Source organism: Pseudomonas sp. D4-21 (assembly GCF_051132125.1).
Classification (GTDB): domain Bacteria; phylum Pseudomonadota; class Gammaproteobacteria; order Pseudomonadales; family Pseudomonadaceae; genus Aquipseudomonas.
Window position 1 is genome coordinate 4,713,538 of sequence record NZ_CP071664.1, and the last position, 22,290, is coordinate 4,735,827.

At 61.5% G+C, this 22,290-nt stretch carries 18 protein-coding genes; 16 read left to right on the forward strand and 2 right to left on the reverse strand.

Annotation, left to right across the window (positions count from 1 at the left end; all coding sequences use genetic code 11):
- Positions 1–5 precede the first annotated feature (5 nt).
- Entirely contained in the window at positions 6–323 is a 318-nt protein-coding gene (locus J3Q04_RS21195) for a Rieske (2Fe-2S) protein (RefSeq protein ID WP_434609531.1), read from the forward strand.
- On the opposite strand, the gene sfsA is transcribed toward J3Q04_RS21195, so the two are convergent.
- Together sfsA and J3Q04_RS21205 are read right to left on the reverse strand one after the other, a co-directional pair.
- Positions 279–1,037, reverse strand: a complete 759-nt coding sequence (gene sfsA / locus J3Q04_RS21200; protein ID WP_434609528.1) for a DNA/RNA nuclease SfsA — start codon at positions 1,035–1,037, stop codon at positions 279–281. The two genes, J3Q04_RS21195 and sfsA, sit on opposite strands and share 45 nt — an antisense overlap.
- Positions 1,037–2,209: a pyridoxal phosphate-dependent aminotransferase gene (locus J3Q04_RS21205; RefSeq protein WP_434609525.1), complete on the reverse strand. Its 1,173-nt coding sequence runs from the start codon at positions 2,207–2,209 to the stop codon at positions 1,037–1,039. The genes sfsA and J3Q04_RS21205 overlap by 1 nt, the downstream gene beginning before the upstream one ends.
- 333 nt (positions 2,210–2,542) lie before the next feature.
- Between J3Q04_RS21205 and dksA the strand changes: the two genes are divergently transcribed.
- From dksA to J3Q04_RS21280, 15 genes are all read left to right on the forward strand, one after another.
- A complete protein-coding gene (gene dksA, locus J3Q04_RS21210) occupies positions 2,543–2,986 on the forward strand; it encodes an RNA polymerase-binding protein DksA (protein WP_420767603.1) in 444 nt (147 codons plus the stop codon).
- A gap of 228 nt (positions 2,987–3,214) precedes the next feature.
- Positions 3,215–4,096, forward strand: coding sequence for a tRNA glutamyl-Q(34) synthetase GluQRS (gene gluQRS, locus J3Q04_RS21215; RefSeq protein ID WP_434609523.1), 882 nt, complete (start codon positions 3,215–3,217; stop codon positions 4,094–4,096).
- Positions 4,097–4,173: 77 nt separating this feature from the next.
- The gene (locus J3Q04_RS21220; RefSeq protein WP_003176118.1) at positions 4,174–4,350 is read left to right on the forward strand and encodes a hypothetical protein; all 177 of its coding nucleotides are present in this window, start codon (positions 4,174–4,176) and stop codon (positions 4,348–4,350) included.
- Complete coding sequence (locus J3Q04_RS21225) at positions 4,334–7,288, forward strand: sensor histidine kinase (protein ID WP_420767605.1); 2,955 nt, start codon at positions 4,334–4,336, stop codon at positions 7,286–7,288. Before J3Q04_RS21220 ends, J3Q04_RS21225 begins: the two co-directional genes overlap by 17 nt.
- A gap of 22 nt (positions 7,289–7,310) precedes the next feature.
- Positions 7,311–8,744 carry a sigma-54-dependent transcriptional regulator gene (locus tag J3Q04_RS21230; protein WP_420767606.1) on the forward strand — a complete coding sequence of 478 codons (1,434 nt, stop codon included), beginning with the start codon at positions 7,311–7,313 and terminating at the stop codon, positions 8,742–8,744.
- 24 nt (positions 8,745–8,768) lie between these two features.
- Positions 8,769–9,083: a hypothetical protein gene (locus tag J3Q04_RS21235; protein WP_434628273.1), complete on the forward strand. Its 315-nt coding sequence runs from the start codon at positions 8,769–8,771 to the stop codon at positions 9,081–9,083.
- Between the two features lie 376 nt (positions 9,084–9,459).
- Complete coding sequence (locus J3Q04_RS21240; protein WP_420767608.1) at positions 9,460–10,857, forward strand: polynucleotide adenylyltransferase PcnB; 1,398 nt, start codon at positions 9,460–9,462, stop codon at positions 10,855–10,857.
- Positions 10,858–10,860: 3 nt separating this feature from the next.
- Entirely contained in the window at positions 10,861–11,346 is a 486-nt protein-coding gene (folK, locus tag J3Q04_RS21245) for a 2-amino-4-hydroxy-6-hydroxymethyldihydropteridine diphosphokinase (protein WP_434609519.1), read from the forward strand.
- A gap of 328 nt (positions 11,347–11,674) precedes the next feature.
- On the forward strand, positions 11,675–12,475 hold the full coding sequence (panB, locus tag J3Q04_RS21250) for a 3-methyl-2-oxobutanoate hydroxymethyltransferase (protein ID WP_420767610.1): 801 nt from the start codon (positions 11,675–11,677) through the stop codon (positions 12,473–12,475).
- Positions 12,472–13,332 carry a pantoate--beta-alanine ligase gene (panC, locus tag J3Q04_RS21255; RefSeq protein ID WP_434562266.1) on the forward strand — a complete coding sequence of 287 codons (861 nt, stop codon included), beginning with the start codon at positions 12,472–12,474 and terminating at the stop codon, positions 13,330–13,332. The genes panB and panC overlap by 4 nt, the downstream gene beginning before the upstream one ends.
- A gap of 214 nt (positions 13,333–13,546) precedes the next feature.
- Entirely contained in the window at positions 13,547–13,927 is a 381-nt protein-coding gene (panD, locus tag J3Q04_RS21260) for an aspartate 1-decarboxylase (protein ID WP_434609516.1), read from the forward strand.
- 284 nt (positions 13,928–14,211) lie between these two features.
- Complete coding sequence (pgi, locus tag J3Q04_RS21265; protein ID WP_420767612.1) at positions 14,212–15,876, forward strand: glucose-6-phosphate isomerase; 1,665 nt, start codon at positions 14,212–14,214, stop codon at positions 15,874–15,876.
- A 191-nt stretch (positions 15,877–16,067) separates the two neighbouring features.
- On the forward strand, positions 16,068–18,005 hold the full coding sequence (gene acs, locus J3Q04_RS21270) for an acetate--CoA ligase (RefSeq protein ID WP_434609514.1): 1,938 nt from the start codon (positions 16,068–16,070) through the stop codon (positions 18,003–18,005).
- A gap of 216 nt (positions 18,006–18,221) precedes the next feature.
- Entirely contained in the window at positions 18,222–19,238 is a 1,017-nt protein-coding gene (locus tag J3Q04_RS21275; RefSeq protein WP_434609511.1) for a class I SAM-dependent rRNA methyltransferase, read from the forward strand.
- A 118-nt stretch (positions 19,239–19,356) separates the two neighbouring features.
- Positions 19,357–22,290: a DUF748 domain-containing protein gene (locus J3Q04_RS21280; protein WP_434609509.1), complete on the forward strand. Its 2,934-nt coding sequence runs from the start codon at positions 19,357–19,359 to the stop codon at positions 22,288–22,290.

A 22,290-nucleotide genomic window follows, 5' to 3' on the forward strand; every position in this document is an offset into this window, starting at 1 on the left:
CTCACATGAAATTTCTTTGTAGCACCGCCGAGCTGCCTGAAAGCGGCAGTCGCGGTTTCGACGTGGATGGGCGCAAGCTCCTGGCCGTGCGGCGCGCAGGCCAGGCGTATGTCTATCTCAACCGCTGCCCGCACCGCGGCGTGCCGCTGGAATGGCAACCCGACCAGTTTCTCGATACCAGCGCCAGCCTCATCCAGTGCGCGACCCACGGCGCGCTGTTCCTGATCGAAAGCGGTGAGTGCGTCGCCGGCCCTTGCGCGGGGCAATTCCTGGCGGCGCTAGATAGCCGGGAGGACGATCAAGGCATTTGGGTCGAACTGTAGTGGCTCAAGCAACACCGGCAGCGGACGATCGACCCACATCTGCTCCGGCGTCAGCATGGCGCCATATGCCAACACTTCCACCCCGGCGGCCACGGCCTCGCGCAACGCCGCGGCGTACACCGGGTCGATTTCGTGCGCCGGCCGCACCGCATCGATGCCGCTCAGGTTCACGCAATACAACTGCACCGCGCGCACGCCCTCCCGCGCCAGGCAAGCCAGCTCTCGCAGGTGCTTGGCGCCACGCAGGGTTACCGCATCGGGGAACGCCGCGACATTCGTCCCGTCGAAACCCAGCGTGACGCTTTTCACCTCGACCCAGGCCGAGCTGCGATCCGCGTAGTCGAGCCGAAAATCGATGCGGCTGTTCTCGACGCCATAGGCCACTTCCCGCTTGAGCCCTATGAACCCGTTCAGCTCACTGATGACACCGGCGCGCAGCGCTTCCTCGATCAACCCATTGGCCCGCGCGGTGTTGATACAGGCCAAGCGCCCCTGAGGGGTTTCGCCTATTTCCCAAGTGCCCGGCAACTTGCGTTTGGGGTCGTTGGAGCGACTGAACCAGACGCGCGCGCCCTCGGCCATGCAATTGAGCATCGAGCCGGTGTTGGGACAATGAATTGTCAACAGTTCGCCATGAACGGTCTCGATATCGGCGAGAAAACGTTTGTAACGTCGAATCAACCGTCCTTCTTCCAAAGCAGGGGAAAAGAGCATCAGCCTTGCCAGCTCCGCAGTCCGCGTTCGATTCGCTCCACCGCTTCTTGCAGCCGCGGCAGGCTTTGGGTGTAGGCGAAACGCACGTGATGACCGGCCTGATGACGACCGAAATCGAGCCCCGGCGTGAACGCCACGTGTTCGGTTTCCAGGAAGTGCTGGCAGAACGCGAAGGCATCTGCGCCGAAAGCGCTGATATCTGCATAAAGGTAGAACGCCCCTTGGGGCTCCACTGCGATGCCGAACCCCAGCTCACGCAACGCTGGCAGGAGAAAGTCACGACGCAGCGCGAACTCGGCGCGCCGTTGTTCGAAAATCGCAATGGTCGCCGGCTCGAAACAGGCCAAGGCCGCGTACTGGGCCATGCTTGGCGCACTGATGTAGAGGTTTTGCGCGAGCTTTTCCAACTCAGCGACGGCCGCCGAAGGCGCCACCAGCCAGCCCAGCCGCCAGCCGGTCATGCCGAAATATTTGGAAAAGCTATTAAGGACGAACGCATCGTCATCGACTTCCAGCACGCTGGCGGCGTCGGTGCCGTAGGTCAGGCCGTGATAGATCTCGTCGACGACCAGGTGCCCGTTGTGGGCCTTGATCGCCTTGGACAATCCTGCCAATTCATTCCGGCTGAGAATCGTCCCGGTCGGGTTGGCCGGGGAAGCCACCAGGGCACCGACGCTGTCCTGGTCCCAATGGCGATCCACCAGGTCCGGCGTCAACTGATAACGCACGTCCGGCCCCACGGGCACCAATTGTGCCGCGCCTTCGATCAGCCGCAGGAAATGACGGTTGCAGGGGTAGCCTGGATCGGCCAATAGCCAATGTTTACCAGGGTCCACCAGGAGAGCACTGGCCAGCAACAACGCGCCGGAGCCGCCCGGAGTAACCAGGACGCGCCGGGGATCGATCTCCACGCCGTAGCGCTGCGCGTAGAAACCGGCGATGGCTTCGCGCAGCTCGGGAATGCCCCGGGCCGCGGTGTAGCGGGTCTTGCCGGCGGCCAGGGCAGCCTGGCCGGCCTGGATGATCGGCTCGGCGGTGGTGAAGTCCGGCTCGCCGATTTCCAGGTGAATGACATCGTTCCCGGCGGCCTGCAGTTCGTTGGCGCGCGCCAGCAGCGCCATGACATGGAATGGTTCGATGGCACGGCTGCGTGCGCTGTAGGGCTGGGCCATTGGGCCGTCCTTCACGAAAAAAGAACCGATTCTACCCAACTCGGGAACGGGTGCGGGAACGAGCGCAAATCTAAAACGGTCCTAGCGCTAGCTGGAAATGACTCCAGCGTTAAACCCAGACTTGACTAAAATCAAGCATTGAGCAGGTTTGCAACACCACCGAACCGGACCCGATCATGTTTTACGGGCCCCAGCCGCGCCAGGCTCGACAACCGGGAGTAGCGCAGGCTGATTTGATCTGGTAAGTTCGCCCGCTTGCAGCCGCAGGGCCGGCAGGTGTCGGTGATGGAGCAATCCTGCGTAGTGGATTACAAGAGTAGAGGCGGTCCATTCATGCCCACCCAAGCAAAGCAGAATCAAAATCAGTCGCTCAGCGGGTTTGAGCCGTATGTCGCGAAAGAGGGCGAAGAGTACATGGGCGCCCCCATGCGCGCGCACTTCACCAAGATCCTGAACAAGTGGAAACAGGACTTGATGCAGGAAGTCGACCGCACGGTTGACCATATGAAGGACGACGCTGCTAACTTCCCCGACCCGGCCGACCGTGCCAGCCAGGAAGAAGAATTCAGCCTTGAACTGCGCGCTCGCGACCGTGAACGCAAGCTGATCAAGAAAATCGATAAGACGCTGCAACTGATCGAAGACGAAGAATACGGCTGGTGCGAGTCCTGCGGCGTCGAGATTGGCGTCAAGCGACTGGAGGCACGTCCGACCGCCGACATGTGCGTCGACTGCAAGACCCTCGCGGAAATCAAGGAAAAACAGGTCGGCAAGTAATCGCCGGGGCTGTCATCGAAACGGAGCGTTCATACGCTCCGTTTTTTGTTTGCGAGGCTCCCATGCCCTCAGTTTTTGTGGGAGCGAGCCTGCTTGCGAATGCGTTCGTCCAGCCAACATTGATGTGACAGCCACACCGCTTTCGCGAGCAGGCTCGCTTCCACAGGAAATTATGCTCCGTCATCAAGATTTGCACTCCTTTCGCCCGGACCCCGTAAAATTCGCTCTATGACTGACTACACCGGACGCTTCGCCCCCACCCCCAGCGGCCACTTGCATTTCGGCTCGTTGGTCGCCGCCCTGGCGTCGTACCTCGATGCCCGGTCCCTGGGCGGACGCTGGTTGTTGCGCATGGAAGACCTCGACCCGCCCCGGGAAGAGCCCGGCGCGCAGGCGGCAATTCTCAAGGCGCTGGAAAGCTACGGCTTTGAATGGGATGGTGAAATGGTGCGCCAGAGCGACCGCCACGCCGCCTACCAGCAGGTCATCGATCGCTTGTTCAACCAAGGCCTCGCCTACGCCTGCACCTGTTCGCGCAAGCAACTGGAACCCTATCAGGGCATTTATCCGGGACTGTGCCGCAACGCAGGTCACAACATCGAAGACGCCGCCATCCGCCTGCGCGTCCCCGAACTTGAATACCATTTCGTCGATCGGGTCCAAGGCGTATTCCGCCAGCACCTGGGCCGCGAGGCCGGCGACTTTGTGATTCGTCGCCGCGACGGGCTGTATGCCTACCAATTGGCAGTGGTCCTGGACGACGCCTGGCAGGGTGTCACCGATGTAGTCCGAGGCGCCGACCTGCTGGATTCCACGCCGCGCCAGCTATACCTGCAAGAACTGCTTGGGTTGCCACAACCGCGCTATCTGCACGTGCCACTGATTACCCAGCCGGACGGGCACAAACTCGGCAAATCCTATCGTTCACCACCCTTGACGGCCGATCAGGCAACGCCTCTGCTGTTGAGAGCGCTGCGCGCACTGGGCCAGCAACCGGCATCGGAGTTGGTCGATGCCAGCCCACGGGAGTTGCTGGCCTGGGGCATTCGCCACTGGGATGCGGGAAAGATCCCACGCACACTGTCCCTGCCCGAAGCGCAAATACAGTGACGGCCCTTGCAGCCTGCCGCCTATCCGTTACCATCGCCGCACGTTTTCGGGCACGTGCATAAAAAAGAGAGGCCGGGATGTACATCTATCGCTTGGTCCTGCTCCTGGTAGTGGGGATTTACCTGTTCTCCCCAGCCATCATGGATTGGTGGATCGATGCCACGGGTGCCTGGTATCGGCCCTATCTGCTCTGGCTGATCCTGATCGTCGTGACCTTCATCCTGCAGAGCCAAAAAGATGCCGATGAGCTTTAGCCTGACCCAGATGATCCTGATCAGCGCCGCCTATCTGGCGGTGCTGTTCGGCGTGGCTTGGATCAGTGAACGAGGCATGATCCCCCGGGCAATCATTCGCCACCCGCTGACCTACACCCTCTCGTTGGGCGTCTACGCCAGTGCGTGGGCGTTTTATGGCACGGTCGGCCTTGCGTACCAATACGGCTATGGCTTCCTGTCCAGTTACCTCGGGGTGTCCGGCGCCTTCCTGCTTGCGCCGGTGCTGCTTTATCCGATCCTGAAAATCACCCGCACCTATCAATTGTCTTCGTTGGCCGACCTGTTCGCCTTTCGATTCCGCAGCACCTGGGCCGGTGCGCTGACCACCATCTTCATGCTGGTCGGCGTGCTGCCATTGCTGGCGCTTCAAATGCAGGCGGTCGCCGACTCCATCAGCATTCTGACCCACGAACCGGTGCAGCACCGAGTGGCGCTGAGCTTCTGCGTCCTGATTATCCTGTTCACGATTTTCTTTGGCTCGCGGCACATCGCCACGCGGGAAAAACATGAAGGCCTGGTGTTCGCGATCGCCTTCGAATCGGTGATCAAGCTGGTCGCCATCGGCGGCGTCGGCCTTTATGCCTTGTATGGCGTATTCGATGGACCGCAGCAGCTCGAGATCTGGCTGTTGCAGAACCAGACCGCTCTCGCCGCGCTGCATACGCCGCTCCAGGAAGGCCCGTGGCGCACGCTGTTGCTGGTGTTCTTCGCCTCGGCGATCGTCATGCCGCACATGTACCACATGACCTTCACCGAGAACCTCAACCCGCGCTCGCTGGTCAGCGCGAGCTGGGGCTTGCCGCTGTTCCTGCTGTTGATGAGTCTGGCCGTGCCGCTGATCCTGTGGGCCGGCTTGAAACTGGGCGCCAGCACCAACCCGGAGTATTTCACCCTCGGCATCGGCATCGCCGCCAACAATGAAGCCTTGGCGCTGCTGGCGTATGTCGGCGGCCTGTCAGCGGCCAGTGGCCTGATCATCGTGACCACCCTGGCACTGTCGGGCATGGCTCTCAACCACTTGGTACTGCCGCTCTACCAGCCTCCAGCCGAGGGAAACATCTATCGCTGGCTGAAATGGACCCGTCGCGCATTGATCGTCGCGATCATCATGGCCGGCTACGGTTTCTATCTGATGCTGGGCGACGGACAGGACCTGGCCAACCTGGGCATCGTCGCGTTCGTTGCGACCCTGCAATTCCTGCCCGGCGTCCTGTCAGTGTTGTATTGGCCGACCGCCAACCGCCGCGGCTTTATCGCCGGCCTGCTGGCGGGGATCGTGGTCTGGCTGGTCGCCATGCTGCTGCCGCTGCTGGGCAACCTGCAGGGTTTCTATATTCCGCTGTTGAACATGATCTACGTGCTCGACGACACCAGTTGGCACATGGCAGCCATCGCCTCGCTGGCGGCAAACGTGCTGATGTTTACCCTGATCTCGCTGTTCACCAATGCCAGCAGCGAAGAAGCCAGTGCCGCCGAAGCCTGCGCTGTGGATAACGTGCGCCGGCCGCAGCGCCGTGAACTGCACGCTGCCTCGCCCCAGGAATTCGCCACCCAACTGGCCAAGCCTCTTGGCGCCAAGGCCGCGCAAAAGGAAGTCGAACAGGCCCTGCGCGACCTTTACCTGCCATTCGACGAACGCCGTCCATACGCCTTGCGTCGGTTGCGGGATCGGATCGAAGCCAACCTGTCCGGCCTGATGGGCCCCAGCGTGGCCCAGGACATGGTCGAAACGTTCCTGCCCTACAAGGCCGGCGGCGAGAACTATGTCACCGAAGACATCCACTTCATCGAGAGCCGCCTGGAGGATTACCACTCGCGCCTCACCGGCCTGGCCGCCGAGCTGGATGCCTTGCGCCGTTACCATCGCCAGACCCTGCAGGAACTGCCGATGGGCGTGTGCTCCCTGGCCAAGGACCAGGAGATCCTCATGTGGAACAAGGCCATGGAAGAACTGACCGGGATTGCCGCGCAGCGGGTGGTCGGTTCCCGCCTGAGCACGTTGGGCGAGCCGTGGAAAGGCTTGCTGCAAGGCTTCATCGACCTGCCGGACGAGCATCTGCACAAACAACACCTGGCCCTGGACGGACAGACCCGCTGGCTGAACCTGCACAAGGCAGCGATCGACGAGCCTTTGGCGCCGGGCAACAGCGGCCTGGTGCTGCTGGTGGAAGACCTGACCGACACGCAGATGCTCGAAGACAAGCTGGTCCACTCCGAGCGCCTGGCCAGCATCGGTCGCTTGGCCGCCGGGGTGGCCCATGAAATCGGCAATCCGATCACCGGCATCGCCTGCCTGGCGCAGAACCTGCGCGAAGAGCGCGAGGACGATGGCGAGCTGACGGAAATCAGCGGCCAGATTCTCGAACAGACCAAGCGCGTATCGCGCATCGTCCAGTCGTTGATGAGTTTCGCCCACGCCGGCGGTCATCAGCACAACGACGAGCCGGTGTGCCTGGCCGAAGTGGCCCAGGACGCCATCGGCCTGCTGGCGCTCAACCGGCGCAACTTCGAAGTCCAGTTCTTCAACCTGTGCGACCCCGAACACTGGGTCGACGGCGACCCCCAACGGCTCGCCCAGGTGCTGATCAATCTGCTCTCCAACGCGCGCGACGCCTCACCGGCCGGCAGCGCGGTACGGGTCAAGAGCGAAGCTTTCGAACATACCGTCGACCTGATCGTCGAAGACGAAGGCAGCGGTATTCCACAGAACATCATGGACCGATTGTTCGAACCCTTCTTCACCACCAAGGATCCTGGCGAAGGCACCGGTCTGGGCCTCGCACTGGTCTATTCCATCGTTGAAGAGCATTATGGACAAATCACCATCGACAGCCCGGCCGATGTTCAGAGCCAACGCGGCACCCGTATTCGGGTGACCTTGCCGCGTCATGTCGAAGCGACGTCCGCTGTGAACTGAGACCGTCGAGAGAATCGAATCAATGCCGCACATTTTGATCGTCGAAGACGAAACAATCATCCGCTCCGCCTTGCGCCGCCTGCTGGAACGCAACCAGTACCAGGTCAGCGAAGCCGGTTCCGTGCAGGAAGCACAAGAACGCTTCAGTATTCCAACCTTTGACCTGATCGTCAGCGACCTGCGCCTGCCCGGCGCCCCCGGCACCGAGCTGATCAAGCTGGGCCAGGGCACGCCCGTACTGATCATGACCAGCTACGCCAGCCTGCGCTCGGCGGTCGATTCCATGAAAATGGGCGCGGTCGACTACATCGCCAAGCCATTCGACCACGACGAGATGCTCCAGGCCGTGGCCCGGATCCTGCGTGATCGACAGACGGCGAGCAGCCAGCCAGCGGAAGCGACGAACGGTAAGGCCGCGGCGTCCGGTAAGGTGGGCGCAAGCAACAGCAACGGCGAAATCGGCATCATCGGCTCTTGCCCTCCGATGCAGGACCTCTACGGCAAGATCCGTAAAGTGGCGCCGACCGACTCCAATGTGCTGATCCAGGGCGAGTCCGGCACCGGCAAGGAACTGGTGGCCAGGGCGCTGCACAACCTGTCCCGCCGGGCGAAGGCCCCGATGATCTCGGTGAACTGCGCAGCCATCCCGGAAAGCCTGATCGAGTCCGAATTGTTCGGCCACGAAAAAGGCGCATTCACGGGCGCCAGCGCCGGGCGCGCCGGCCTTGTTGAAGCAGCGGACGGCGGCACGTTGTTTCTCGATGAAATTGGCGAACTTCCTCTGGAAGCCCAGGCGCGGTTGCTGCGCGTGCTCCAGGAAGGCGAAATCCGCCGGGTGGGCTCCGTGCAATCGCAGAAAGTCGATGTGCGCCTGATCGCGGCGACCCACCGGGACCTTAAGAGCCTGGCGAAGATCGGCCAGTTCCGTGAGGACTTGTATTACCGCCTGCACGTGATCGCGCTCAAGCTGCCGCCGCTGCGCGAGCGTGGCGCGGACGTCAATGAAATCGCCAATGCCTTCCTGGCCCGCCAGAGTGCGCGTGTCAACCGCACCGACCTCAAGTTTGCCCCGGACGCCGAGCAGGCCATTCGTCACTACGCCTGGCCGGGTAACGTACGCGAACTGGAGAATGCCGTGGAGCGCGCGGTGATCCTGTGCGAGAGCCCGGAAATTTCCGCCGACCTGCTGGGCATCGATATCGAGGTGGGCGACCTGGACGATGAGGAGTTCATCGGGCTCGCACCGCAGCAAAACGGCGCGAACAACACCAGCCACGAGCCCACCGAGGACCTGTCGCTGGAAGACTACTTCCAGCACTTCGTCCTCGAGCACCAGGACCACATGACCGAGACGGAGCTGGCGCGCAAGCTGGGCGTGAGCCGCAAATGCCTGTGGGAACGCCGGCAGCGCCTGGGTATTCCACGGCGCAAGACCGGGGCCACCAGCGAAAGCTGAGGTGCCCAGGTAACATCGCTGGATGTGAAAAAACTGTTACCTCAGCTTTTTCACGTAACAAAAGCCGGGGTTTACGGTAACGAAATCCCGGCTTTTTTTTGCCCCGAGCAAACCGGAATGAGCATAGAACCCCCGTCTTTCCTGGGCCTTGCAAAAGTTGGCACGCACCCTGCTATAGCTTTGGTACAAGAACAACAACAAGCAATGCACAAGACAATAAAAATAAGACGAATCGACTCACGCACAATAAAAACAAGACGGCGAGAGGCGCAGCTAACTGATTCTTTTGGAGAGGCGTTGTATTTGGGGCTTGCCCCACAACCAGGCCGAGAACAATAAAAACTGTCTCAAGACAGGTGCCTGAACTGGTTGGATCGATTGATCACTGCAACACAGCGACCAAAGCAATCCGTTTGCTCTTGGCTCCCGATTGGGAGGGTCACGAAGGGAAGACCTCGTGATATGGGCGCTCAACAAAAACAAGAAGCCCGAAACCAATAATAAAAAAAGAGCACGCAACTAATTCTGGGGGAGCTTCGGCTCCCCTTGTGGTTTCTGTCGTTCAGCCTTCCCGCATCCTACAAGCCTGTCGCTCAACGCTTGCAACACAAAACGCCTGCGTCCTACACCATCCCTCGACTAAATGCTAGAATCCCCGCCCATCATGCGGTCATTCTTGGTTTTTGGCCGAATATTCCTTCAAACAGTGCATCCCATGCTGAAGAAGCTGTTCCAGTCATTCCGTTCTCCCTTGCGTCGTACGCAACACATACGCAGCACGCCTGAAGTGCTCAATAGCGGCCAGCATTCGTTGCAAAAGGCCCAATTCAGCCGTTACGCGGTGAACATCGTCGAACGCCTGCAGAACGCCGGCTACCAGGCCTACCTGGTCGGCGGGTGCGTGCGTGACATGCTGTTGAACATCACCCCCAAGGATTTCGACGTTGCCACCAGCGCCACGCCAGAGCAGATACGGGCCGAGTTCCGTAACGCACGGATCATCGGGCGTCGCTTCAAGCTGGTGCATATCCACTTTGGCCGCGAAATCATTGAAGTGGCGACTTTTCGCGCCAACCATCCGCAGAATGACGAAGACGAAGACAGCAACCAGTCTTCTCGCAACGAAAGCGGACGCATCCTGCGCGATAACGTCTACGGCACGCTGGAAGAAGACGCGCAACGCCGCGACTTCACCATCAACGCCTTGTATTACGATCCGGTCAGCGAACGCATCCTCGATTACGCCAACGGCGTACACGACATCCGCAATCGGCTCATCCGCCTGATCGGCGATCCCAGGCAGCGGTACCAGGAAGACCCGGTGCGAATGCTGCGGGCCGTGCGTTTCGCCGCCAAACTGGATTTCGGTATCGAGAAACACAGCGCCGCGCCTATCCGCGACCTGGCCCCCATGCTCAGGGAAATTCCTTCGGCTCGCCTGTTCGAAGAAGTGCTCAAGCTGTTCCTTTCAGGCAACGCCGCAGACACCTTCGAGATGCTCGTCGACCTGCAATTGTTCGACCCGCTGTTCCCAGCCAGTGCCGAGGCGCTGGAATACAACCCGACCTACACCCACACACTGATCAGCGAAGCGCTGATCAACACCGACCTGCGCATCAAGCAGAACAAACCGGTAACTCCGGCGTTCCTGTTCGCCGCTTTGCTCTGGCCGGCCCTCCCCGCCCGCGTCTTGCGCTTGCAAGAGCGCGGCATGCCGCCGATCCCGGCGATGCAGGAAGCCGCCCACGAGCTGATTGCCGAACAGTGCCAGCGCATCGCCATTCCAAAACGTTTTACGATGCCGATTCGCGAAATCTGGGACATGCAGGAACGCCTCCCCCGCCGCAGCGGCAAACGCGCCGACCTGCTGCTGGACAACCCGCGTTTCCGCGCCGGCTACGACTTCCTGCTACTGCGCGAAAGCGCGGGCGAGCAGACCGATGGCCTGGGCGAATGGTGGACCGATTACCAGGACGCCAACGACAGCGAACGCCGCGACATGATCCGTGACCTCAGCGGCAAGGACGACGGCACCGGCGGCCCGCGCAAGCGCCGACGCAGCAGCGGTGCCAAGCGCAAGCGCGCGGGTGTACCGAGCGCCTCGGGCGAGTAAGCGATGGAACGCATCTACATCGGCATGGGCAGCAACCTGGCCGAACCCGCAGGACAACTGCGCAGCGCCGTCGAAGCGCTGGCGCGACTGTCCGAGACCCGATTGGCAGGCGTCTCGGCGTTTTATCAAAGCGACTCGCTGCTTCCTGGCCAGCCACGCTACACCAACGCCGTGGCGGCGCTGGAGAGCAGCCTCGCACCGCTGGATCTGCTCGATGCGCTGCAAGCCATCGAAACCGATCAAGGGCGTGAACGCCTGGAGCGCTGGGGCCCGCGGACGCTGGACCTGGATATCCTGCTGTTCGGCGATCGCCTGATCGACGAACCCCGTCTCAAGGTTCCTCATTACCATATGCAGGCCCGGGCCTTCGTGCTCTATCCCTTGGCAGAGCTGGCGCCCGCCGACCTGCGCCTCGCTGACGGACGCCGTCTCAAGGACCTGCTTGCGGCGTGCCCATTCGTCGGCCTGGAACGCTTGCCCCTTATCTGACGAAGACATCCCCTGTGGGAGCGAGCTTACTCGCGATGCCGGTGGATCAGTTGCCCCACCTGTAACTGACACAGCGCTATCGCGAGCAAGCTCGCTCCCACAGGATCCGGGACCCGGCAGTCAGATTCGAAACACGCCCCTGCGCTGAAACGCATCAGTAACCCCGGTAACACCCGGCGGTAACACATCCAATTGACTTCCCCGGTACTCCTCACGACTATAGGCGTCCCGTCGCCGCCAACGCGGCGCTAATGGGTGCAATCCAGGCCTTACAAGCACCGCGCATAGAAGGTGCGCCTGTATTGGAGCGCCTAATGAGGACTTTTTCATGCCAGCTATTACCCTGACCACGCTGCAAGGTCTCAAGCAGAAAGGTGAGAAGATCACCATGCTGACCTGCTATGACGCCACCTTCGCCAATGCCTGCAACGAGGCCGGAGTTGAAGTGTTGCTGGTGGGCGACTCCCTCGGCATGGTGCTGCAAGGTCATGACAGCACCTTGCCGGTGACAACCGCCGACATGGCCTACCATGTGGCCGCCGTCAAACGCGGTAACACCGATGCGCTGATCCTCGCCGACCTGCCCTTCATGGCCTATGCCACCCTCGAACAAACCATGACCAACAGCGCCCTGCTGATGCAGGCCGGCGCGCACATGGTCAAGATCGAAGGCGCGTTGTGGCTGGCCGATTCGATCCGCTTGCTGGCCGAGCGTGGTATCCCGGTATGCGCACACCTGGGCCTCACCCCCCAGGCGGTGAATATCCTGGGGGGTTACAAGGTCCAGGGTCGCAGTGAAAACCAGGCGCGGCAGATGCGTGCCGATGCAATCGCGCTGGAACAGGCCGGGGCCGCCATGCTGTTGCTCGAATGCGTGCCCAGCGAACTGGCCCAGGAAATCACCCAGGCAGTGAGCATCCCGGTGATCGGCATCGGCGCCGGCAACGCTACCGACGGCCAGGTGCTGGTGCTCCACGACATGCTCGGGCTGTCGATCACCGGTCGCGTGCCGAAATTCGTGAAAAACTTCATGGCTGGGCAACCCTCTATCCAGGCAGCCCTGCAGGCCTATGTCGCCGAAGTGAAGGCTGCGTCCTTTCCCGGCGCTGAGCACGGATTCTCCGCATGAACACCGTCAAGACCGTACGCGAACTCCGCGCCGCAGTGGCCCGCGCCCGCGGCGAGGGCAAGCGCATCGCTTTCGTGCCGACCATGGGCAACCTGCACAGCGGCCACATGGCCCTGGTGACCAAAGCTTCGCAACGAGCCGATTTCGTCGTGGCAAGTATTTTCGTCAACCCGCTTCAATTTGGCGCTGGCGAGGATCTGGACAAATATCCCCGCACCCTCGCCGCTGACCAGGAAAAACTGCTTCAGGCCGGTTGTCATCTGCTGTTCGCACCCGGTGTCGAGGAAATGTATCCCGATGGCATGGCCGGGCAGACCCGGGTCAGCGTCCCGCAGTTGTCCGAAGGATTGTGCGGAGCCAGCCGTCCGGGGCATTTCGAGGGTGTGGCGACCGTGGTGAGCAAACTGTTCAATATGGTCCAGCCGGACCTGGCAGTGTTCGGCCAGAAAGATTTCCAGCAATTGGCGGTGATCCGCGCATTGGTCCATGACCTGAACATGCCGATCCAGATTATCGGTGAGCCAACCGTCCGCGCCGAGGACGGCCTGGCGCTGTCGTCGCGCAACGGCTTCCTCAGCCCCGAGCAGCGCGCCGTCGCGCCCGTGGTCTATCGCGTCCTGAGCCAGATCGCTCAAGCCATCCAGCAGGGGCAACGGGATTATCCGGCGTTGATCGATGAGCAGCTCAAGCAACTCGAAGCCGCGGGCCTGCGCCCCGACTATCTGGAAATCCGTCACGCCAAGACCTTGCGTCCGGCCGTGAGCGAGGACCGCGACCTGGTGATCCTGGCCGCTGCTTTCCTGGGCACCACACGGTTGATCGACAACCTGCACCTGGATCTCGACGCGCCCGCCTGAACACCTCAGTCCGAATGTGGGAGCGAGCCTGCTCGCGATAACGGTAGATCAGTTGATATCGACTTTGACTGGCACACAGCTATCTCGAGCAGGCTCGCTCCCATAGGGGGATGTGGTATTCAACAGACTGCATTTGCAAATTCCAGCCGTATTGCCGCCCCCAAAGCCTTCGGGCAAACTGCCCGCCGTTTGGACCCGACCAGAGGAAACACCCATGCACGCCATCATGCTCAAGGCCAAGTTGCACCGCGCCGAAGTCACTCACGCCGTGCTCGATTACGAAGGCTCCTGCGCCATTGACGGTGAATGGCTGGACCTGTCGGGCATCGGTGAATACGAACAGATCCAGATCTACAACGTCGATAACGGCGAGCGCTTCACCACCTACGCGATTCGTGGCGAAGAAGGCTCGCGGATGATTTCAGTCAACGGCGCCGCCGCGCACAAGGCCAAGGTGGGCGATCGCGTCATCATCTGCGCCTACGCCCACTACAGCGAAGCCGAGCTGCTCAACTTCAAGCCTCGCATGCTCTACATGGCGCCGGGCAACGAACTGAGCCATACCAGCAACGCCATTCCGGTTCAGGTCGCCTGACCGAAACCCCCCGCATCACCATACTTGTGTGGGAGCGAGCTCGCTCCCACAGTGGTTCATCAGGATCCACCGCGTTCCGTCTGTCGGCCCCTTCCATCCCCCGCTGTATAAAAAAGTACCGGGAAACTGTCAGACAAAGTCAAGACAGATCGCAACGCGAGGTTTACTGTAGTCGCCCTGCGCCTGGTGATCGTGTCGGTGCAGTTATCCGGAAGGCCGCTTCGAGCCGCGCCGGAATTTTTCGTGTACAAAAGGTCGTTCAAGTAAAAAGGAAACCCGCAGCGATGGCGTATTACCGAACTCCTCAAGACGTGACCGCTCTGCCCGCCTGGCAAGCGCTGAATGACCACCGCAAAGCCATGCAGGATTTCAGCATGCGCGAAGCGTTCAATGCCGATCCGCAGCGTTTCAACCAATTCACCTTGTCGAGCTGCGGCCTGTTTCTCGACTATTCGAAGAACCTGATCAACGCCCAGACCCGCGACCTGCTGGTGGGCCTGGCGAACGAAGTCGACCTCCAGGGCGCGATCAAGGCGCTGTTCGAAGGAGAAATCGTCAACGCCTCGGAAAACCGCCCCGCCCTGCACACCGCCTTGCGTCGCCCGGTCGGCGACAAGTTGCTGGTCAATGGCGTCAACGTGATGCCAGACGTGCATAAAGTGCTGAACCAGATCACCGACCTGGTGGGCCGCATTCACGACGGCCTGTGGCGCGGTTACACCGAGAAGCCGATCACCGACGTGGTGAACATCGGTATCGGTGGCTCCTTCCTCGGCCCACAGCTGGTATCCGAAGCGTTGTTGTCCTATACGCATAAGGGCGTTCGCTGCCATTACCTGGCGAACATCGACGGCAGCGAGTTCCACGAGCTGACGATGAAACTGCGCGCCGAGACCACGTTGTTCATTGTCTCGTCGAAATCCTTCAACACCCTCGAAACCCTGAAAAACGCCCAAGCTGCACGTGCTTGGTACCTGGCCCAAGGCGGTTCGGAAGCGGAGCTGTATCGCCACTTCATCGCGGTGTCGAGCAACAACGCCGCGGCCGTGGCCTTCGGCATCCGCGAAGAAAACATCTTCCCGATGTGGGATTGGGTCGGCGGGCGTTACTCGCTGTGGTCAGCCATCGGCCTGCCGATCGCCCTGGCCATCGGCATGTCGAACTTCAAGGAATTGCTGTCCGGCGCCTATTCCATGGATCAGCATTTCCAGAGTGCGCCGTTCGAACAGAACATGCCGGTGCTGTTGGCATTGCTGGGCGTGTGGTACGGCAACTTCTGGGGTGCGCAGAGCCACGCGATCCTGCCGTACGACCACTACCTGCGCAACATCACCAAGCATTTGCAACAGCTGGACATGGAGTCCAACGGCAAGAGCGTCCGCCAGGACGGCACGCCGGTGTCCACCGACACTGGCCCGGTGATCTGGGGCGGCGTCGGCGCCAACGGCCAGCACGCTTACCATCAGTTGCTGCACCAGGGCACCCAATTCATCCCGGCCGACTTCATCGTGCCGATCGTCAGCTTCAACCCGGTTTCCGACCATCACCAGTGGCTGTACGCCAACTGCTTGTCCCAGAGCCAGGCGCTGATGCTCGGCAAGACCCGCGCCGAAGCCGAGGCCGAGCTACGTGAGAAAGGCGTCAGCGAAGCAGACGTACAGAAACTGGCCGCCCACAAGGTGATCCCGGGCAACCGTCCGAGCAACACCCTGGTGGTGGAACGCATCAGCCCGCGCCGTCTCGGTGCACTGGTCGCGCTGTATGAACACAAGGTCTTCGTACAAAGCGTGGTCTGGGGCATCAACGCCTTCGACCAGTGGGGCGTGGAGTTGGGCAAGGAACTGGGCAAAGGCGTCTACAACCGTCTGGTGGGCAGCGAGGAAAGCGCGGCCGAAGACGCCTCGACCCAAGGCCTGATCAATTATTTCCGCGGGCGTCATCGCGGCTGATCCCAGGTTTTGCATTGCCTTTGTGGGAGCGAGCCTGCTCGCGATAGCGGTCGATCAGTTAACACCTAAGTTGACTGACCCACCGCATTCGCGAGCAGGCTCGCTCCCACAGTTGTTTATGGGTGACTTGAACCCTACGGCCACTGGGCGCATCTTTATATCTTGTCGCAAAACAAGAATAAGGAACCGTCATGTTCGATATCAGCCAGTACCCCCAAGCCGATGCCGTCCGCCGGGCTGCGCAACTGAGTCAAGACGAGTACAAGCGGCTCTACAAGGAATCCATCGAACACCCCAGCGCCTTCTGGGCCGAGCAGGCCACGCGCTTTCTCGACTGGATGACGCCGTGGCAGACCGTCCAGCGCTACGACCTCAGGAGTGGCGAAGCCAGTTGGTTCACCGGCGCCAAGCTGAACGTCAGCGCCAACTGCATTGACCGTCACCTGGAAGCCCGAGGCGATCAGACAGCGATCATCTGGGAAGGCGACAACCCTGCCGAATCGGCACAAATTACCTACAGCAAACTTCATCACCATGTTTGCCGACTGGCCAATGTGTTGAAAAGCCGTGGGGTGAAGAAAGGCGACCGGGTATGTATCTACATGCCGATGATCCCGGAGGCGGCGTACGCCATGCTCGCCTGCACCCGCATCGGTGCGGTGCATTCGGTGGTGTTCGGTGGATTCTCGCCGGATTCACTGCGCGACCGGATCCTCGACGCCGACTGCCGCACCGTCATCACCGCCGACGAAGGCGTACGCGGTGGGCGCTTCATACCCCTCAAGCGTAATGTCGACAAGGCGCTGCAAAGCTGCCCGAACGTCAGCACCGTGCTGGTGGTCGAGCGCACCCAGGGCGAGGTGGATTGGGTCGAAGGCCGTGATCTCTGGTATCACCAGGCCACCCATGAAGTGAGCGACGATTGCCCGCCCGAGCCGATGGACGCTGAAGACCCTCTGTTCATCCTCTATACGTCCGGCAGCACCGGCAAGCCCAAGGGGGTGCTGCACACCACCGGCGGCTATCTGCTGCAAGCCGCGATGACTTTCAAGTACGTGCTGGACTACCGCGACAACGAAGTGTTCTGGTGCACCGCCGACGTCGGCTGGGTCACCGGCCACAGTTACATTGTCTACGGCCCGCTGGCCAACGGCGCCACCACGCTGATCTTCGAAGGCGTGCCGAGCTACCCGAGCAGTTCGCGGTTCTGGCAGGTAATCGACAAACACCAGGTCAATATCTTCTACACCGCGCCGACCGCCCTGCGCGCCCTGATGCGCGAAGGCGCCGCCCCCTTGCAGGACACGTCTCGCAAGAGCCTGCGTTTGCTAGGTAGCGTCGGTGAGCCAATCAACCCCGAGGCGTGGGAATGGTACTTCAACGTCGTCGGCGAGCAGCGCTGCCCGATTGTCGATACCTGGTGGCAGACCGAAACCGGCGGCATCATGCTCAGCCCCTTGGTGAGCGCGCCAAGGCTCAAGCCGGGCTGCGCCACTCGGCCGATGTTCGGCGTGCAGCCGGTGCTGCTGGATGAGACCGGCAAGGAGATCAGCGGGCCGGGCAGTGGCGTGCTGGCGATCAAATCCAGCTGGCCGGCACAGATTCGTAGCGTCTACGGTGACCATCAACGCATGGTCGATACGTACTTCAAACCCTACCCCGGCTATTACTTCACCGGCGACGGCGCCCGCCGCGACGAAGACGGCGACTACTGGATCACCGGACGTATCGACGACGTCATCAACGTATCGGGCCACCGCATCGGCACCGCCGAAGTGGAAAGCGCGCTGGTGTTGCACGACAACATCGCCGAGGCGGCCGTCGTTGGTTATCCCCACGACCTCAAGGGCCAGGGCATCTATGCGTTTGTCACGCCAATGGACGGCGTCGAGGCCAACGACGCGTTGAAGCAAGAGCTGCTGGCCCATGTCAGCAAGGAAATCGGCAGTTTCGCCAAGCCGGAGCTGATCCAGTGGGCGCCGGCGCTGCCGAAGACCCGGTCAGGCAAGATCATGCGCAGGATCCTGCGCAAGATCGCCTGCAACGAGCTCGACAGCCTGGGTGACACCTCGACCCTGGCCGACCCGAGCGTGGTGGAGGGTTTGATCGACAAACGCCTGAACCGCTGAGGCAACATAAACCCCGTGGCGAGGGAGCTTGCTCCCGCTCGGCTGCGCAGCAGACGCAATCGCTATCGCCCCTTTGAAAAAAGGGGGCGCTTCGCACCCCAGCGGGAGCAAGCTCCCTCGCCACAAAAAGCGCTGCCTGACGCAAATCTGCAGACAATACCCGAGTATCCATAACTGCTAAACTCCCGCGCCTCATTTCTCTAAGGCGCGCCCGGCATGTCTTCCTTGAATCTGGCGCTGCGCGCCGCCCTCGACCAGCGCCAGGCCCTGCTCGACCAACTGCACCAGCAAGGCACCGATTGCTATCGCCTGTTCCACGGCAGCCAGGAAGGCGCGCCGGGCCTCACCGTCGACCGCTATGGCCCGCAACTGCTGGTGCAGAGTTTCCATCAGTCGCTGGAACTGGAACCCTTGCTGCAGCTGCACGGCATCGTCAATGAACACCTGAACCTCGACACCCTGCTGGTCTATAACGACCGCTCCCGAGGCAATTCGCGTATCGACCGTCAGGACAGCATTCACCAGGCCGATGAGGCCGCCCTGCAAGACCTCGTCGGGCATGAGTGGGGTTTGAACTACCGCGTCCGCGGCCGCCATGCCGGGCAGGATCCGTTGTTGTTTCTCGACTTGCGCAACGCGCGCGGCTGGGTCAAGGCGCACAGCCGGAACAAAAGCGTGCTGAACCTGTTTGCCTACACCTGTGGTGTAGGGCTCAGCGCGGCGGCCGGCGGGGCGCGGGAGGTCTGCAACCTGGATTTTGCCGAAGGCAATCTGGCGGTGGGCCGCGAGAATGGCCTGCTCAATCCCGAGCTGCCGACGATGGAATTCGTGCAATCGGATTATTTTCCAGCGATCCGCCAGCTGGCCGGCCTGCCCGTCAGCCAACGGCGCGGACAGAAACTTCCGAGTTACGTGCGCCTGGAACAGCGCCAGTACGATCTGGTGCTCCTCGACCCACCCGCGTGGGCCAAGAGCGCATTCGGCACCGTCGATTTATTGCGCGACTACCAGAGCCTGCTCAAGCCGGCGCTGCTCGCTACCGCCGACGATGGGGTGCTGATCTGCTGCAACAACCTGGCGAAAGTGCCCATGGAGGACTGGCGTGAACAAGTCCTGCGTTGTGCGCAAAAGGCTGGTCGCCCGGTCCGCGAGTGGAGCGTGCTGGCGCCCGGCGACGATTTCCCGTCGCGGGACCAGCAGCCACCGCTCAAAACGCTGATTCTTCAATTCTGAGCACGCCTCAGCGATCCCACCAAAAAAACGGACAAATCTCATAAAACACAGTGGCTTCGGAACCGTAAACGCATGCCATACTCCAAGGCACTCCGATTCATACCAGACGAAGCCACACATGCCCAAAGGATTGATTCGCGCTTTCGGCGCCCTGTTGACCGCACTGGCCCTCTACAGCCTGATGGGTTTCCTGATCTTGCCGGGCATCGCCCTGCGCATCGTCAATCAGCAACTGGCCGCCCACGCCACGGTGCCGGCCCAGATCCAGCGTATCGAACTCAATCCCTTCAGCCTTGAATTGACCTTGTGGGGCCTGATCGTCGGCGAGCCGGGCAAGGAGCAGGTCGGCTTCGAACGCCTCTACGCCAACCTGCAAGTCGACAGCCTGTGGACGGGCGCCCTGCACCTGGCGGACATCGAACTGGACAAGCCCAAGACCGAAGTGTTGTTCGCCAAGGACGGCCAATTGAACCTGCTGGGCCTGTTCAAACTGCCACCCAGCGAGCCGACCCCGGCCGATCCGGATGCCAAGCCGTTTCCCCTGCGGGTGGATCGGGTCAGGCTTGCCAGCGGCTACGTGCATTTCCAGGACCTGCGCCCCAGCGAGCCCATCGAGTTTTTGTACGACGCCCTCGATTTCGAGCTGAAAAACCTCAGCACCCTACCCGACGACAGCGCAGACATGACATTGGTGGCCGCGGGCCCCGAGGGTGGGCAGATCGACTGGACGGGCAATTTCAGCCTCGCGCCAATTGCCTCCGAGGGCACACTGAAAATTACCGATGGACAGATGAAAGCCTGGTGGCCCTACGTGCGTGACGCGGTGCCCCTGGTGTTGGAAAACGGCGTGCTGAACCTCAGCACCGACTACAAGCTCAACCTCGCCCAGGGCACGCAATTGCTGCTCAGCAACGCAGCGGTCAGCGTCGCGCCGTTCGCCATGAAGGCGCCTGACGGCCGTCCATTGGCACGGCTGGAGCGCCTGGACGTAAGCGAAACCTCCGTGGACCTGGCGAAGCAGCAGGTCATCGTCGGCAAGATCCGCAGTCAGAAGCTGGAAACCTGGGCCGCTCGGGAAGCGGACGGACAATTGGACTGGCAGAAGCTATTCGCCAGCCAGCCAGCCAAACCGCAGGTCAAGGCCGAACCCGCCTCGGCCCCGGCAGCCGCCGACTCGCCCAAGCCTGAGCCGACAGCACCCAGCAAACCGTGGCAAGTGCTGCTCAAAGACGTGCAGTTGCGCGATTACCACGTGCACCTGGCCGACCGCCAGGCACAGCCGCCCGTAGCCTTGGAGGTTGGCCCACTGAACCTCGACCTGCAAAACTACGACACCCTCAACGGCTCGCCCTTCAACCTGAAGCTGGATACCGGGCTGGGCAAGCAGGGCAAGGTACTCGCCGATGGCGTGGTCAACCTCAACCCGGTCACCGCGAAGCTCAACGTCAAGACCCAGGACATCGACCTGCGAGTCGCCCAGGCCTACATCAACCCGTTCATTCGCCTGGAGCTACGCTCCGGGATGCTCGGCAGCGACCTGGTGGTGGATCTCAAGAGCACCGAGCCGTTGGCATTGGCCGTCACCGGCCGCGCCCAGGTCGACCAGTTGCACACCCTCGATACGCTCAAGACCCGCGACTTCCTCAAATGGCAACGCCTTGAAATCCAGGGCCTCAACTACCAGCATGGCGACAGCCTGTCGATCGCCAAGGTCAATCTGCTCCAACCCTACGCGCGGTTCATGATCAATGACGATCGCACCACCAACGTCGACGATCTGTTGATCCCGCAACCCGCCGACGGCACGGCCAAGAACAGCGGGGCCAAACCGGCATCGAAGGAAAAGCCGCTGGGCATTCACGTCGGAGCCATTGCGATCAATGACGGTTCGGCCAATTTTGCCGACTTCAGCCTGACGCCGAACTTCGCCACGGCCATCCAGCAGCTCAACGGAGAGATCGGCACCATCGACAGCCGCCAGGCCAAGCCCGCCACCGTGGACGTAAAAGGCAAGGTCGACCGCTACGCACCGGTGACCATAAAGGGCGCGGTCAACCCTTTCGACCCGATGGCCAGTCTCGATATCGCCACCAGTTTCAAGCGGGTCGAATTGACGACCCTGACGCCCTACTCCGGCAAGTTCGCCGGCTATCGCATCCGCAAGGGCCGGCTCAACCTCGACCTGCATTACCGGATCACCAAGGGCCAGCTCCAGGCCGACAACAAAGTCGTGGTCGAGCAATTGCAATTGGGCGAAAAGGTCGACAGCCCGGACGCCGTGAGCCTGCCGCTGAAGCTGGCCGTCGCCCTGCTCAAGGACTCCGAGGGGAGGATCTCCATTGAACTGCCGGTCTCCGGCAACCTCAACGACCCGCAGTTCAGCGTGATGCCAATCGTCTGGCAAACCCTGCGCAACCTGGTGGTCCGCGCTGCCCAGGCACCGTTCAAGCTCATCGGCGGGCTGGTGGCCGGCGGCGGTTCGGAAGACTTGGGCAGCGTGGCGTTCGCCCCCGGGTCAAGCGACCTGAGCCAGGACAACGAAAGCGTGTTGTTGAAGTTGTCCGAGGCCTTGGGCAAACGTCCGGAACTGCGCCTGGAGATCGAGGGTACCGCCGCCCAGAGCAGCGACGGCCCACTGCTCGCCGCCCAGCGCCTGGAACGCGAATATCAGTACAACTACTACAAGATACTGCAGCGCCGGGGCGATAAAGTCCCGGCCAAGGCTTCCCTGTTGCAAGTACCGGAAGACGAAAAAGCCCCGCTGCTGGAAGGTATCTACCGCACCCGCCTGAAGACCCAGCCACCGGCTGAATGGACGCAACTGGACAAACAGGCCCGCATCGACAAGCTCCGTGAAGGCGTCATCAAGTTCTGGAGCGGCAGTGATGTACTGTTGCGCGAACTGGGCCAGGAGCGGGCCAGCAGCATCAAGGATTTCCTCGTGGACAAGGGCAAGCTGGCCGATGACCGCGTGTACTTCATTGACGCCAGCCTGGGCCAGGCCGAAAAGGACGGCACCGTCATTACGCCAATGCATCTGGATGCGGAGTGA